10 protein-coding genes and 3 pseudogenes are annotated in these 15,563 nt (G+C 59.8%); 5 read left to right on the forward strand and 8 right to left on the reverse strand.

The window, feature by feature from the left end; translation table 11 throughout:
• Positions 1 to 97: 97 nt before the first annotated feature.
• A complete protein-coding gene (locus tag HDG32_RS19750) occupies positions 98 to 889 on the reverse strand; it encodes an SDR family NAD(P)-dependent oxidoreductase (protein WP_184070003.1) in 792 nt (263 codons plus the stop codon).
• Positions 890 to 1,382: 493 nt separating this feature from the next.
• Here HDG32_RS19750 and HDG32_RS19755 point away from each other — a divergent pair, with 493 nt between their 5' ends.
• Positions 1,383 to 1,583 (forward strand): hypothetical protein, encoded by a 201-nt coding sequence (locus HDG32_RS19755; RefSeq protein WP_184044241.1) that lies wholly within the window; start codon positions 1,383 to 1,385, stop codon positions 1,581 to 1,583.
• 273 nt (positions 1,584 to 1,856) lie between these two features.
• Here the strand turns inward: HDG32_RS19755 and HDG32_RS19760 are convergent.
• Positions 1,857 to 2,775 (reverse strand): annotated as a pseudogene (locus HDG32_RS19760) (LysR family transcriptional regulator).
• 129 nt (positions 2,776 to 2,904) lie between these two features.
• Here HDG32_RS19760 and HDG32_RS19765 point away from each other — a divergent pair.
• Positions 2,905 to 3,837, forward strand: coding sequence for a DMT family transporter (locus tag HDG32_RS19765; RefSeq protein ID WP_184070005.1), 933 nt, complete (start codon positions 2,905 to 2,907; stop codon positions 3,835 to 3,837).
• Positions 3,838 to 4,324: 487 nt separating this feature from the next.
• Entirely contained in the window at positions 4,325 to 5,527 is a 1,203-nt protein-coding gene (locus HDG32_RS19770; protein ID WP_184070007.1) for an acyltransferase, read from the forward strand.
• 312 nt (positions 5,528 to 5,839) lie between these two features.
• Here the strand turns inward: HDG32_RS19770 and HDG32_RS19775 are convergent.
• From HDG32_RS19775 to HDG32_RS36495, 3 genes and pseudogenes are all read right to left on the reverse strand, one after another.
• Positions 5,840 to 6,121 (reverse strand): annotated as a pseudogene (locus HDG32_RS19775) (alpha/beta fold hydrolase); the annotation flags it as partial.
• Positions 6,122 to 6,548: 427 nt separating this feature from the next.
• Positions 6,549 to 8,825 carry a filamentous hemagglutinin N-terminal domain-containing protein gene (locus HDG32_RS19780; RefSeq protein WP_184070009.1) on the reverse strand — a complete coding sequence of 759 codons (2,277 nt, stop codon included), beginning with the start codon at positions 8,823 to 8,825 and terminating at the stop codon, positions 6,549 to 6,551.
• A gap of 539 nt (positions 8,826 to 9,364) precedes the next feature.
• Positions 9,365 to 10,010, reverse strand: a pseudogene (locus HDG32_RS36495) (hypothetical protein).
• Between the two features lie 316 nt (positions 10,011 to 10,326).
• On the opposite strand from HDG32_RS36495, the gene HDG32_RS19790 reads away from it, so the two are divergent.
• A complete protein-coding gene (locus tag HDG32_RS19790; protein WP_184070013.1) occupies positions 10,327 to 10,653 on the forward strand; it encodes an HdeA/HdeB family chaperone in 327 nt (108 codons plus the stop codon).
• 266 nt (positions 10,654 to 10,919) lie between these two features.
• On the opposite strand, the gene HDG32_RS19795 is transcribed toward HDG32_RS19790, so the two are convergent.
• Positions 10,920 to 11,249 (reverse strand): hypothetical protein, encoded by a 330-nt coding sequence (locus HDG32_RS19795; RefSeq protein WP_184070015.1) that lies wholly within the window; start codon positions 11,247 to 11,249, stop codon positions 10,920 to 10,922.
• A 936-nt stretch (positions 11,250 to 12,185) separates the two neighbouring features.
• On the opposite strand from HDG32_RS19795, the gene HDG32_RS19800 reads away from it, so the two are divergent.
• Positions 12,186 to 12,629 (forward strand): globin domain-containing protein, encoded by a 444-nt coding sequence (locus HDG32_RS19800; protein ID WP_184070017.1) that lies wholly within the window; start codon positions 12,186 to 12,188, stop codon positions 12,627 to 12,629.
• Positions 12,630 to 12,872: 243 nt separating this feature from the next.
• Here the strand turns inward: HDG32_RS19800 and HDG32_RS19805 are convergent, their stop codons facing one another.
• Complete coding sequence (locus tag HDG32_RS19805) at positions 12,873 to 13,916, reverse strand: STAS-like domain-containing protein (protein ID WP_221307809.1); 1,044 nt, start codon at positions 13,914 to 13,916, stop codon at positions 12,873 to 12,875.
• Between the two features lie 336 nt (positions 13,917 to 14,252).
• Positions 14,253 to 15,365 (reverse strand): alpha/beta fold hydrolase, encoded by a 1,113-nt coding sequence (locus HDG32_RS19810; RefSeq protein WP_184070019.1) that lies wholly within the window; start codon positions 15,363 to 15,365, stop codon positions 14,253 to 14,255.
• Between the last annotated feature and the right edge of the window lie 198 nt (positions 15,366 to 15,563).

Consider the following 15,563-nt stretch of genomic DNA (forward strand, 5'->3'; position numbering starts at 1 on the left):
CGACGCACGAAAAAAGGGCGACTCATGGCAAGCCGCGCTTGTCTTTGCACTGAGTTGGGGCCGGTCGTGTGAGAAGCCGGCCCAATGCCTTCGGGGTCTAGAAGGCGCTTTTTATAACGCCCCCGTCGGCCCGCAACGCGGCTCCCGTCGTGGCCGACGAAAGCGGACTGGCGATATAGGCCACGAGCGACGCGATTTCCTGCGGCGAACCAAATCGCTTGATGAGCGAGGTGGGACGGACCTTCTCGAAGAACTCTGTTTCGAACGCTTCAAACGATTTGCCGTCGGCCTTGGCAAGGGTCTCCACGAATTCACCGACTCCCCGCGATTTCGTCGGCCCCGGCAGCACGCTATTGACTGTAATGCCCGTGCCGGCAACGGCTTCGGCGAGCCCCCGCGAGACCGCCAGCTGCGCGGTTTTCGTCATCCCGTAGTGGATCATTTCAGCGGGAATCTGCACCGCGCTTTCGCTCGAAATGAAAATGATGCGCCCCCAGTTGGCCTGCCTCATCGCAGGCAAAAACAGGCGAGCGAGGCGTACCCCACTCAAGACATTGACGTCGAAGAACCGCTGCCAGTCCGCATCGGGAATCTCTTCAAACGGCTTGGGCTCGAAGATGCCCAGGTTGTTGACCAGAATTTCCACGTCCGGATAGCGTCGCGCGAGCTCTTCTGCTGAAGCGGCGGTACTGAGATCGCCCGCAAATCCCTGCACGTCGCTGCCCGTCTGCGCTTTCAGTTGCGCGACCACGTCGTCCACAGATGACTGGGCGCGGCCGTTCACGATCACACGAGCGCCCTCCTGCGCCAACGTGCTGGCGATCGCGAGACCGATGCCGGCTGTGCTGCCGCTCACCAGTGCGAGCTTGCCTGTCAGGTTCAGGTCCATGGGTGATTTCCTTTCAGTGGATGAATTAAAAATGGCGACTTCGGGTCTTGAACGTCGGATGCCGCGTAGGCCGCAGTGCCGGCAAACGCGAGTTGGTGCCAGTGTTCACGCGTCTGCATCGTCTCTGTCTCCCGTCTGCGGCGAAAAGTGGCACGAGCACAGATGCCCTGTGCACGGTAATCCGGGGCGTAACGAACACCTTGGCGCGGCGGCTTCCTCGGTGTGTATGTGGGGGAACGCACATGAGTGGCGGGCGCACAGCGAAACAGGCAGACCTGAAGTACGTGCAGGAGAAGGAAAACAAGGCCATGTCAGCGATTTTCCAACTTCGTTTGGCTAAGTGATGGTGGCGCCCAAACTCGCATCATCGCGATTCACTGGGGATGCGCGCTCCGCGCAGATCACGCCCGGATGGCATGACATGTGCGTTGTGTGCTGCAAGCAGCCGGCCGCTTAAATGTTTCTACAACCCTCTTGTTCAAGGAGACACATCATGAATACGCTGACCATCGACGACATCCAGAACGCTGCAGAACTTGATCACCAGGAGATGACCAAAATCCAAGGTGGCCGGATGAAACTACCCGGCCAGCACATCGGCTCGATCCTCACGTCCGCTGATGGCGACCCTGTCGGCGTCTATGTCGACGGCGTGCTGCAAAACTCGGTCACCGACGGCTTCTACCACGGCTGACAGCAAAGGAGGCGCGCAGCCCTGCGCGCCTGATGCCGTCGGTGTGGCCAGTGCGTGCGTGACGGCACCCTGGAAGTTCGAATCGAGCCACGCTTTGGCACATGACATCCCTAACTGCAATCCTAGGCCAACGCCCGGGACCCCGCACGACCTTGCGACCATATCAGGATCGGGCTATTTCGCGTTGGGGTTCACCTGGGAGGCATGCTGCGGTCGTACGGCTGCATTGCTGCGTGAAAACCGGTCATTCGTCGCTGCGATTCGTCACCCAGCCTACGTGTCGTGGAGCTGGCTCACCAGGTAATCGATGAGCGCACGTGCTCGAGACGGTAAAAAACGGCTCGACGGATAAAGCAGCCAGACCGGTCCCATATATGTACGGGCCTCGAACTCCCAGTCGGTCAGCACCCGGACAATGTCGCCCCTCGAAATCGCCTGCGCGGCAGCAAAATCGGGCAAGCTCGCAATGCCCAGGCCATGCAGCGCAGCATCCAATCGCGCGCCCGCATCATTGGCGATGTATCGCCCCTTCACTTCGACCGACTGTGTCTCAGAGTCGCGGCGGAAATGCCATCGTTTGTCGTCGACCGTCTCCCCTGGATACATGCATGCATGCCGAGCGAGGTCGCGCGGCTCGGCCGGTGTCCCCCGGTCCGCGAGATAAGCAGGTGACGCGCATAGAACCCATTTGACCGCTCCAAGTCGCCGGGCAGCAAGGCCCGGCGGAGGCGAACGCGTGAGTCGGATCACCATATCGACATCGTCACGTAGCGGATCGACTTCGTGGTCGGCGAAGACCAGATGGACATCCACGTCGGGCCACATGCGCAGAAATTCGGGAACAAGCGGATGGATGACAGATCTCGCAAATGAAATCGGCGCACTGATGCTGATCTTGCCTCGCGGATCACCCGTCACTTGTCCAGCGACGTCGACGGCGCCCGACGCTGCGCCGACCCTATCCCGGCAATACCGGTAGATCTGCGCGCCTGAATCCGTCAAACGGATGCTACGGGTCGTAGCGCTCAAACAACCGCGTGCCAAGCGAATCCTCAAGGCGCTTGATCTGCCGACTGACAGTCGACGGTGTACTGCCCAGTTGCCGCGCGGCAATGGAGAAGTTGCCGGCGTCGACAACCCTCGCAAACGTCGCCATGTCGGGTAGCAACGCAAAGAGTTCATTGGGATTCATCGCGACCCTCGCACCCGCACCAGTCATTCGTGCATCTCAAACATAAAAGATGTTCCACTGACCCGGATTATATTTGTCAATGCAATACCCGACAATTTGGGCCGTTCGAATGAAAACAGAAGGTCCGTCATGTCGAAGCAAAAGAGCGCCTTGTGGATATCCGACCTCATGCTGCTTGCGGTCGCGATGGTGTGGGGCACCAGTTATGGGGTCGTGAAAGGCGCGCTCACGATCTATCCCGTGCTCGGTCTGCTGGCCTTGCGCTTCGGGCTGACGTTCCTCATGTTGTCGCCGGCGTTGCGCTCGCTCCGACACGTCAAAGCGTCCGCCTTGCTGGGTGCGCTCGGCTCCAGTGCAATCCTGCTCGGCATCTTTTTGGCCGAGACTTTCGGGATAGCGCACACACGCGCGTCGAATGCGGCGTTCCTTATCAGTCTGTGTGTCGCGCTTACGCCGCTGGTCGAATGGGTGTTGCTACGACGAAAGCCGTCGAGTGGCGAATGGATCGCCGTGGGCCTGTCGCTGACGGGCGCCGCGTTCGTGAGCGCAGGCGTGATCATTCCGACCGCGGGCGACGCGCTGATTCTTCTTGCGGCGTTACTGCGTGCGCTGATGGTGTGCGTGACCAAGCGTGTGATGCGCGAATCGGAACTTGCTGCGCTATCGGTGACGGCGGTCCAGGCAGGCGTCGTTGCATTGGGCAGTGTCCTGGCGGCGTTCGTGCTGCCGTCACAACATTGGGGTGCGCTGCCGTCGCTCAGTGGGCACGGTGACTTCTGGGCGAGCATCGCTTACCTCGTGCTCGCCTGTACGCTGTTCGCTTTCTTCGCACAGAACTTTGCCGTCAAGCGCAGCAACCCAACGCGCGTCGCTTTGCTGATGGGAAGCGAGCCCGCGTTCGGTGCGCTATTCGCATACGTATGGCTCGGTGAGCATCTTTCTGGCTGGGCATGGTTTGGCGGAGGTCTGATGGTACTTGCATCGGTGCTGGCGGCGGTTCCGTTTAAAAGGGACGCCAACGCGGCGCTTGAAATGCATCCCGCTACTTCGGTTGACGGTTAGGCTGTCTTCAGGTCGCAAGCAGCCGTTCGACCTGAGGCTTCGAATGACCGCTACCCAGGCAACTACGGCCGGCCGCATCGTTGTATCCCGCTCCGTGGCTCGGCTGTGTAACTCGGGCCGACCAATCGGGCCTTTGGGGTTGTGAAAGCCAGTTCGGACGCGCAACAGCCATATCCGCCTTATAGAAAGCCTCTCATACAGTTCAGCGACCGTCGGAAAGAAGGGCCATCCGCCTCGTTCGACCTGTTATGGAGGTCCGGCCCGCGACGGCAAGGTCGCAACTTCGCGAACAGCGGTCATTGCCTGATAAGCCTCCTGTTGAATGCGCCAATCGTTTGAATACGCCAATCCGTAGGGTGTTTTTGACGATCCGGCATTCGTGTCTGACCTATCGTCTTATCCTTGGGTGAGCTTCGTGGAATCCCTCGGTCGGATCGACCGCAAACAATATAACAAGGGCATGCTATGTGGAGGCCAGGTCCTGGCTATGACTAACGCCGTCGTGTCAGTCCGTCCCGCCAACGCGCGGAAGAATATCGAAGTGTTCACTTCGTTGCGCGGTATCGCATGCCTGATCGTTGTTATGGCGCACGTGTGGAGCATCCTTGACTGGCCGCGCCTTTTTGCCAACGATCGTTCAGTCCTCTCTTCGTATCGATTCATTGGCGGCTTGTTCAATGCTTCGGGCGCCGTTCAGATGTTTTTCGTGTTGAGCGCATGCGTGCTTGCTGTGTCGCTGTCAAATGAACCAACGCAACAGGCGCCGCCGGTTAAAAAGTTCTACGTGCGGCGCTTTTTCAGGATCTACCCAGCCTTATGGGCTTCAATTGTACTGACGATATGTCTCTGGCATTTGATTCGATCCCCGCAGGCGTTGGACTCTGGGCTGTATAGCGCGTGGGGAGCGTGGCAAGCGTACCCTTCGCCGCCCACTGCAAAACTCATCGCGCTCTCCATGCTGGGGCTCTACGTACACCTGAACGGGCCGCTTTGGACCTTGCGTGTCGAGCTGTTCTACTCTCTCGCATTTCCAGTTATTTATCTGCTTGCCCGGAATCCACGCAAGCGGTGGGCGTTACTCGCTTGTGTTTCCCTATTGGCCCTGTTACCGATTCCGCGGGAGTTTTGTATGCATTATGCGTTAGCCTTCGGACTCGGCGCCGCCATTCCTTTCCTGCCGCGCGCGGGCGATGTTCCATACCGCGCCACAGCTACCATCGCATTGATTGCGCTGTTGTTCTTGCAGATGCCCGCGGACAGGCTCGGTATAGACATGAAAGCTGCCGAGAACATCGAGATGCTGGTCGCGTTCGTCGCCGTATATTGCCTGTATCACAGCGGAAGGTCGATGCAGGCACTTGAAGCCAGGCCGTTCGCATTTATCGGCGACATCTCCTACAGCGTCTATGTGCTGCATTTCCCAATTCTGTTCGCGTTGACGCCGCTAGTCGTCGAGGGTTTCGGACCGACACAGGTACGCGCGCATCCGTTGGCGTCTCTGCTCGTTCTCACCGTTGTCGCCCTTTGCACAACGATCTTCGTGGCAGCGCTCTCGCGCCGTTATGTCGAACGGCCCGGGGAACGCCTCGGCCGGATCTTCTACGCAGCGAGCAAGGAACAGTTTTCGCGCGGGTCTACCACTGGCAAGTCACCAAGCGGCGCAAGCAGGCGCCCGTCCGCGCGGGAGTGACAGAGAAGCCCCAGCTTGCGTATGTCTTGCCGAAGGCTATATGTCTGCGGGTTGAAATCGTCATCTTGCCAGTCACGCGACAGTCCGAGCAACATGAACCGTCGGCGCACAAGCGACCGCTCAACGGCGACAAACCGCCATTGGGTGTCAGGTTAGCGAGCTACGTGACGGACCGTTCCTGCCCGACTACCGCCTGTCCGCAGGCGGCCCTCTCCGGAACACCGCGATGGACCGCAAAATAGCCCCAGGCAGCTTCGCTTAACCGAGAGCGACGCTGGAATATGACGGCGGGACAGAAGCCCACGTGATCGATCAACGGTTTCCCGGCGCCGCTGCCAACCAGTCCAACAGCGCCTTATGAAACGCCTGCGGATCCTGCATCTGCGGCGCATGCCCGAGTTCCGGGAATTCAATCAAGGTCGCGTGCGGAATCGCTTTCGCAGCCTCTTTGCCGAGTTCCGGGTAACGGCCAATCTTCGCGCGCACCTCGGGCGGCGAGGCGTCCTTGCCGATCGCCGTCGTATCCTTCTGGCCGATCAGCAGCAGCGTCGGCATGCTGAGCTGGCCCAGCTCATAAAAAACAGGTTGCGCATAACGGTCATCACAATAGACTTTTCGCCGATGTCCCCCAAATCCCTATCTCGTAAGGCTTTGAGCGGAATACAGGTGTGCCAGAGGCAGTAAAATGGTTGCTCGCGGATCTCCCGGGAAAGGTGCTTCCAGACCCATCTCGGCCGCTCGCGCTTTCGCCGACCGAATGGCGGTTTGCGGAGTACCTCGGTCGTCCAATTGATCGGTGTCAGGCGGATAGTTGGCCGGATCTGCTTCGCCAACGAACGTTCGCGATTCCCGGCCATGCGTACGGGTAGCAAGACGGCTTTCGGTCGTACGCTCTGCGTGAATCGGTGCATGTCATCCGGAAGGAAGAACGACCACGGCAAGGCGAAACTCGCGAAAAACTCGTCTGCCGCGTCGCGAGACGCGTCCGACGCTCATGCAAGCGTCGGTGCAGTGGTATCGCTCACTGCCCGGTGACTTGCCAGGTCAGGACGGGGTGCGTGGCCCCGGGCGGCATCGTCCAGGCGCCACTCGGACCGAAGTCCCAGCCGACAAAACTCGCCGGGGCGCTCATCTGGGCGGTAGTGAGCCCGTTCGATGCTGGCAGGTTGCCGCCGCCCGACGACTGTCCCGTTGTCTGTACGTTCCAGTAGACGTCGCTCCCAATGCCAACGCAGCCGGGGTAGCCGCAGATGCCGCCGACGAAGATCGAGGCCGAACTCACGGGACCCGTCGCGAAGGACTGTGTGATCGTTCCGTGGTCGGCGTTGGTCACCGCGAGTCCTCCTGCGTACCCGAAAACGTTATCTGCGGTGACTGATCCGGTTGTGTATGACTCAGTGATCGTGCCTCCGTTATTGATGACCAGCCCGCCGGCAACACCAGCCCGGACGGTTGCGCTGCTGCCCGAGCGCGCGATCAGCCCGTCGTTCTCAAAGACAAGTCCGGCGAACCAGTCGGTTGAACCGCCGGTCTCTGAAACAATGGCCCCGGATGTAAAGACGTTGGCGATCATTCCGTAGTTGTAAACGGCAAGTATCCCGGCGTAGGAAAGATTGTTAGCCGTTGTGCTGACGTTCGACTTGACGTTCACGTCGCGCACGACACCGGTTGCGCCAATCTCACCAAAAATCGCGAAATCGCTCGGCAAGACGTTGGAAATCGTATGCCACATACCGTCGAACTGGCCCGTGAAACTGAACGCCGGAATCGATGAGGGACCGAGTGTTGTGAACGCGACATTGCTCCCATCGATGTCCTTGCCGAGTGCGTAGTTGCCGGCAAGATTGTTCGCGATGCTCTGCAGGTCCGTGACCGAATTGACGAGTTGATAGCCGGTGATCTGCGTCACAAGGCCGCTATAAAGCGGCGCGCTCCAGGCCGCATTGCCGACAAGCGTGCCGGGGCTGTAACTGCCGTTCATATCGTAGAGCGTGCTGACGATGCCCGCACTCTTCGACCAGTCGATGGTGCCATTGTTGATGACGCTGCCGCCGTTATCGATGCCCGAAGCGTCGGAGCGCAAGGCCAGATTGCCCGCACCATTGTTCGCTATCGTCGTGCCCGTCGTCACGGAGACGTTGTGGTACGCGGCAAGCGTGAGCGAAGCCGGACCGCTCCAGTTCAGGCTCGAAGCAATGCCCAGGTCGCCCGTTGCGCCGTTCGCGCCTGTGGTCGTGACATCGATCGACGTGCCCGCGTTCAGGCTGCGCTGCAACGCGCGCGCGGCGGCATCATCGATCGTGAAAGCCGGCGTCAAAAGGCTCCATCTGCCCGCGTGAACGGCGGCATGCCTGCCAAAGGCCAGTTGTGCCGCTTGCGTGTCGACCGTTCCGCCGCTGCCATCCGCGTTGCTCGCGGAGATCTTGCCGAGTTGACTGACACGGCCGCCATCGGCGACGAGCCACACGTGGCCATCACGATTCGCGGTACCCGTCGCGCGGATGCGCGTGCCGCCGCCAGCGAGCGCATAGACATTGCCGTCGGCGGCCTGCAGGCTGACCTGCGCGGCCTTTATGTGCCCTCTATTGACCACGGTGCCCTGACTGCCCATCTGCACGAACACCTGTCTGCTGCTGCCCGAGTCCTGTAACAACACCTGTTTGCCTGCAGCCAGTTCGGCCGTGCCGTTGGGCGCTGCGATAGTGCCCGCGTTGATGACGGCGCCGCGCGCGATCAGGAACACATCGCCGCTGCTCGAACTGATCTTGCCGAGGTTGATCACGCTTGCGTTCGGGTCGCCCGACAACGTGAGGGAACCACCGCCCTGCATGAACGCGTCGTTGCAGACATCGAGCGTTGACGCGACGAATCGGCCACCGGTGCTGATCACGCCCGATGGCCCCACGACGATGCCTTGCGGATTGATCACATACAGGCTGCCCGTCGCACTGAGCCTGCCGAAGATGGCGGACGGCGAGCCGCCCGTCACGCGGTTCAGCGTCGCGCCCGAGCCGTTGTCGAACGTCACGCTGTTGTTCCTGCCGATCGAAAAACTGTTCCACTCGATCACGCCGCGCGTCGAACCCGGTTGCGTGACCACGAGGCCGTCTCCATGGCTTGCTATCGCACCGGCGCCGGCCACGTAAGTGCCGCCTTGTGGAAGTTTGCCCGCCGCGAGCGTCGCATGGGCAAAGGACAGTCCGGTGAGCGCGCTGCCGATGACGAGCCACCGGCGTCCGGCTGACTGCCGACGATGCAGTGCGCGTCGCGCGGGCCGAGGTAGTTCTGGACGTGACATACACCCCCCTTTCCGCGTGGGGCGCGGAATGGCCGACGACGACCCGCAGAGCCGGCCTGAACCGCGTTAGTCGTAGCGTCTGAAGAATAGCCGCTGGAGTGGCGGATGCATGCCGATACCTCTGCTTTTTGCGCCTTCTTCGCGCTTTTATTCTGTGCGCTTGTGGCCGCCTGGCGCGGACCGGCATCTCCGGATGCTTTTACGAAATCAACGCGAAACTGCGCCACGACGCGACTGGGTTCTGCCAGTCGCCTGTGACACGTGCTGTGGACAGCCTATGACGATGGACGATACCGGCGCTCGTGTCCCAAAGGCCAGGGACCGTTTGCAATGCGGAGCCGACGTCTGAACGTCTGTCTGACGGGAGGGGCGAATGACGCTTGATGGCCGCGTGCTGCCCGATGCGTTTTGGCTCATGCCGACCCCTTGCAGACCTTCGGGTCTTCGTGCCCCCAACGTCCCGTTCTAAAAGTCCAGCTGCCATTCGTTGACGCCTGGCGCCTTTCAAAGTCTGCCGCTCTGCCGCGAGCGCCCGTGGATTATCGGCTTAGGGCGGCCTGGGCCCGTTGCAGCCACTCGCTATTATGATCACGGGCGTGGCGTGGCCAATGCTTGGCATCGTGCACGAAAAGTTCGCGCGCACGCTGGCGGTCGGCATCGTCGGACTGCGCCGTTAGCCAATCGGCGTACACGCAACGGGGTGCAGCGTCGCTTGCGCTGGTGAGCGCCGTCTCGACCGCGGCGCGCGTGCCCGGTGCTCAAATCGTGGCCAAAGCCGTGCATACAGCAAGGCAGGCTCGGGTTGCTGGCGGGCGAGGGGATGAACGGCGAACGGTTTTTCCAGCGTGTCTGCGTGGCCGAAGCATTGCCGTTGGCAAACTGCGCGCGCGCCAGCCCTTGGAGTACAGCCGGATTGGATGAGAACGGCCCATTGGCCGCCGATCGGTAATGCTCCAGGGCTTCGGCGGCATTTCCGGCATCGAGCAGCGCGGCACCCAGCCGCATGCGATGCGCGACGGTCGGCGCGCGATCGAATTCCGTGCGCGCCTCGCGCACCGCTCGGTTGGGATCGACAAGCTGCGAGAGGGCCCTCGTTGCCGCCCTCGCACCACGCGACTGCCGCAGAGTGGGCAAGTAAATGACAAAGAAGTAGACCAAACTGCCAAGGCCAGGGAAAAGAAACATTTGGCGCGCGTCTGACTCCGACTGCTGGGACGTGGGCGGCGTTATCGCTCTTCGCGTTCGTTACAAGAGGCGGGCAATTTCGGGGGAGGCCACGCCGAACCGACGCCGCCCAGGTTCTGAGTCAAGTTGGCGCGATATATACCAAAGTCCAATTGCCTTCACTCCCGACGGCGCCGATACTGCTTGAAGGAAATTCCGCACGCTGCACGCAGACCTTGCGGAATCGCCGAATCGGTCAGTTCCCTTGTTCTTTCCGAGGGTCATCAATAGCGGGTGGCCTTTTTTGCCGTCCCCCGCATGAGTCTGGGAGTGTTACATGAAGCGCTTTGTGACTGCCACCTGTCTTCTGGGAGCCGTTATCGTGATGCCGGCATGGGCGCAAGCCCCGACAAAAATGAATCCGCTGAAAATGAAATGCGAGGACTTCGTGGCGGTAGATGAAGCTTACCGACCCGCTGTCGTCTACTACGTGGCGGGAGTGGACAAGCTCGGCGTAACGGAAACTGACACGATGGTGGAGGATACTGCGACACCAATCGACGCGCTTGTTGCCGAGTGCCAGAAGTCGCCGAAGGCGTCGTTTCGTACGAAGGTCCGGCAGATGTACAAGAGCGGTCAACTCGCGATCTTCGACCATCACTGAGCGGGCCGGTCGGGTCCATGTCAGTGCACGTGAGAGGACGAGGCGGCCGCGCGGACTGCGGATGCCCGCGGTTGCGTGGACGAGGTCGGCGCGCGAACGGCCGCTTGCTGGTGCAAAATGCTCACCCGAAAGTCTGCCTGGCGATACAGGCGACCGGCGCTTCCTGGCCGGTACTGACCGTTCTACAGGTGATTCTGCGGCGTATCTCGCCGTTGAAGACATTATCTGAAGGACGCAGCTACTACAGCGTCAAGGCGTGCGAGTCTTCAGTGCGACTTTTCCGCCTTTTTCCCCTCGTCTGCTGTACGTAGTGCTGCGTTAGCTGTGACCAGCAGTTTCGCATCGTGGTCTTGGACTGCAGCGTCAACCGTGTCGAACGCTTTCTTCAGATCCTTTTGTGCCAGCTTTGTCGCGCTTCCATTTTCCAAAATGGTTTCGGCTTCCTTTCTCAGGCGCTTAACTAGTTTCGCGGCGCATCTGGTGTCGAGCGTCCCATTGACGACGAACTCACTGATGTAATTCGCCAGCGCGGCCAGCGTCGCAGCGGTCGACTCATTCGTGCCGCTCTTACCGCTCGTTTCGGACTTCTTGCTCATCAGGACTCTCCCGTTAGGACACACTTCCGCAATGCAGGACCAACGCTACGCTCACGGTCGGTGTCGCATGAAATGGTGACAGATTTCGAGCGAAAATAAGACGGTTTTTTTGGATGAAGAGGCGCTGTCATATCGCAACGTTCGGATATCGGTCGATTGTTGCCGCGCGGGGCTATGGGCGCGGTACCGCGGGGTGAATTTTGGTTTGCTACAGAATTGCTACAGCTTGAGTGAGCGGCTATATCTGGCGGGCCTTGGGTTTGTCATTCCACCCTCTGAACTATCGCCCACGTGAAGGGGCAAAGCAACTTTGAACGTCCCAGTTCGACCCGATGCCGTCGTTCGGTCTTCCGCAGGGTAAGCGGCCGCGTTCAAGGTACAGCCGCCATTCACGCCATCTCGGTTGCGGGCAATCTGCAATGTCGGCTATCGAGGGCCGCGAATTGACCCTACCGAGCACTGCCCGCAGGTCACCAGCGATTGCCCAAGGCAGATTCTCGTTGCGATCACCGGAAATGTAACGAGGCCCGCACTTAGCAATCGTCGAAGTGGTGCTCATGCCGCGCCTGACTTGTGCGCTCGATTCCGGAGCGCATTGGCGCGCTCTCTTGTGCGATTCATGCCGCGGTTATCTTGCCTGGCCGTTTACCCGCAATTCGTAGTTTTGGTAGGAGTTCAGGGGGGGCAGCGGGCTATGCGGCAGTCGAACAGAGGGCTGTCGACAACGGCGTGGTGGCCACCGCACCAAGCATCTCTACGGTGTCGCAAACGAGGCTTGACTTCGCAATAGGAACCTCTACCACTCTATTGACACGCTTCGGCAGATTTTTGGCGGCCAGAGGCACCTTGCCCGGGTAAGTACATTCGTCAGACACAGGCGAGCCAGCCAGACTTGGCTGCTCTCGCTCTTTCATTAGCTTCCTTTCGGAGAAAAGCATGAGCGCTCCTCTTTCGCCAGAAACGATTGCCATCGTTAAATCTACTGCTCCCGTCATACAACAGTATGGCGTGGCGATCACGACCCGGATGTACGAGCGACTTTTCGTCGATCCGGAAATGAGAGAGCTTTTCGATGAGGCGGCCCAAAGGTCGGGGGAGCAACCGAAGCGACTGGCTGCCGCGTTACTCGCGTTTGCGAGTAACGCGGACAACCTCGACATTTTGACAGCGGCGATAGAGCACATCGCCGCACGCCACGTAGCGATGCGTGTTAAGCCTGAGCACTATCCTGCGGTCGCTAACGCGTTGCTTCCCGCCATCAAGGATGTGCTCGGCGACGCCGCGGAGGAGCGCGTCCTGAACGCTTGGGGCGAGGCGTACTGGTTTCTGGCAGAAGTCTTGAAGAGCCGCGAGAACAGGCTCTATACGCATAGTGAATGATGCAATTCGGCTTCGTCAGCGACCACAGCTAGATTGCAAAAGTCTCGCGAGACAAAAAGATGTGAACGTCAGAGTGGTTGGCCAACGATGCGACGGACAGGATCGGCGCGCACATGTCTATTCGCGAGGGCGGATTCAACCGGTCGATGCAACACAATGAACGTCGCATGAGCGGCGGGAGTGTTGCAAATGAAACAGAGGCGCCGGATCTATTACAGCGGGCGCGCAGTCCTCTTGTGAGCGTCACTCCCCGTCCTTTGCCGCCTGCGCGCGCTTGACCATTTTTGCCACTTCGGCGTTAGTGTTCAACGGTACAAGCTCGATTTCCGGATGTTCTTTGGCAAAAACGCGGAAAATCTGATCGGCGAATGCTTGCCCGATAGAGTCGACATCCTTGAAGTCGAAAATTACGTGCTTGAAAAGCTCGACTCGTGCCAACAATCTTTTTGCCTGTGATCTGGACACAAGTTCGTCGCCGCCATATCTAGCCAAGTTAACGGGCACAATCGTTTTGTCGAAAGTGTAGTCGTCGCTCTCCGTAAACTCATCGAAGACCTTCCTTGTGGTCCTTGCCGTGTGATTGTTCAGTTCCATAAAGACAGCAGTACCAGAGTGTGCCTTAGAGCGTTCGAGTAGCCAGTCCTCCGGTTTGCCTCTCTCGTGATTGAAATACAAGCCACCCGAAAGGATTTCAAATTTATCGTACATCCGAGAAGTGAAGAAGATACCCTCACCGGAGTGGTTGCGAGGATCGGTGGTCAACTTTCCTTTCGCAAGCTCGAAAATCGCATGACGTTCGTCGAGCAGACCGAATTCAGTTTGAATCTTTTTGAAGATTCCGACGCCGTCATCAGAAATTACGACCTCCGTAGAAATCGCAGTCTTTGTAATTTTGACGGCAATCGTCGTGCCGCCGGAGTGGTCGATCGCGTTGTTGAACATCTCAGTAAAGCCGTGATGCCAGATATTAACTACGTTATCGGGCAGTGGCGAGATAGTGTCTTTAATGTCCTGCCGCCAGACGACATCCTCTGCTAGTGACTCAGTAATCGTATAGGAGAAGGTTTGCTCAAATAGCTGTACGAGCTTGTAACTCGACGCACGCCCCGTTCCGTCCTTTGTCACTGTTCCTTGGTCGCGCAGTCTTGTGAGGTGCTTGTTCACCGCTTGTCGAGTGATTCCAAACTGTTCCGCTGCCAGCGCAGCGATGTCACCGTTATGACTCTCGATGTGCTCCAGTATGAACCGGCGCACCAACTCTCCCTTCTCTCGAACCTTGCTGATCATATGCCACCTTTTGACAACCTTGTTCTTCCAGATTGTCAACCTTGGCACTCCCTTCGTCAACCTTGTCTTTCGGAGACAGCAACGGTTTTCTTGATTATTGGTTGTTAATGCGGTCTTTGGCAATCGAACGCACGCGGAGCGCTCTCGCCCAACGGAGGGCAAACGGTATTCTTCTCTGCACATTGGCGATTTTCGCCTCGTGGCCGACTAAACCCCGTCCGCGAGCGGTCTCCCGGGAAATCCGGCGAAGAGCCGAAAAAAATAGCCCCTAGACCTTTTAGCCTGGCCGTGCACAACCTGGGAGTTCGGTGGGAAGACAACAAATCGTTTGAATGCTCACCGGTTCCCCGGCACCGCCGCCAACCCGTCCAGCAGCGCTTTGTGAAACGCCTGCTGGTCCTGCATCTGCGGCGCGTGTCCCAGTTCCGCGAATTCGACCAGCGTCGCATGCGGGATCGCCTTCGCGGCCGCCTTGCCCAGTTCCGGATAATGACCGATCTTTGCGCGCACCGCAGCGGGCGCTGCGTCCTTGCCGATCGCGGTGGTGTCCTTCTGTCCGATCAGCAACAGCGTCGGCATGCTCAACTGCCCCAGTTCGTACACCACCGGCTGCGTGTAAATCATGTCGTAGAGCAGCGCGGAATTCCACGCGACGATCTGCTTGCCCGGCCCACGATACATGCCCGCGAGCATCTGCACCCACGGTTCGTAGTCCGCGCGCCATTGCCCCGCGTAATAGGTCGCCTGCTCGTAGCGGCGGATGCCGTCGGCGGTGGTCTTCAGCTCTCGCTGATACCACTGGTCGACCGACAGCGAAGGCACGCCCTTCGCCTTCCAGTCCTCGAGTCCGATCGGGTTCACGAGCACCAGTTGCTGCGTTTCGCGCGGATACATCAGCGCATAGCGGACGGCGAGCATGCCGCCCGTCGAATGGCCGACCACCGTCACCTCGCTGACGCCGAGCGAATCGAGCAGCGCATGCGTATTGCGCGCGAGTTGCTGGAAGCTGTACTGGTAATGCTCGGGCTTGCTCGATTTGCAAAAGCCGATCTGGTCCGGTGCGATCACGCGATAGCCGGCATCGCTCAGCCGGCGAATCGTCGCGTCCCACGTCGCCGAACAGAAATTCTTGCCGTGCAGCAACACCACGGTGCGGCCGTTCGCATGCGCGGGCTTCACGTCCATGTAGGCCATCTGCAAAGGCACGCCCTGCGAGGTGAATTCGAACCGTTCGACCGGCGCCGGGTAGCTGAAGCCCTGCAGCTCCGGACCGTAGGCCGGCCCGGAATCGTCGAGCGAAGACGCGGCCGCGGCGCTCGCGACGGCCGGGCTCGCCTCGCTGACCGGCACGCCCGCCGGCGTGGCGGCCTCCGCGACAGACGCCGCGCACAACATGGCGCAGGCGCAGACACTCGACAGGGCAAGCAGGAATGGGCGGTGAAGATTCATCGGGATGCTCTGCAAAAAACGCAATAGGGATGCACGAGGCAGGAAGCGCACGATTCTACGATGCGCCGCCGAACTCCGCCGCCAGTCGCGCACTGCAGGCACGGCACGCGGCCGCGGCGAGATGGCATGCATATTGCGCCTTCTGGGCTCAAGCATCGTCCGGACACGACCTCGTGGCCAATGTGTTGCGCCGCACCG

Source organism: Paraburkholderia sp. CI2 (assembly GCF_014201055.1).
GTDB lineage: Bacteria > Pseudomonadota > Gammaproteobacteria > Burkholderiales > Burkholderiaceae > Paraburkholderia > Paraburkholderia tuberum.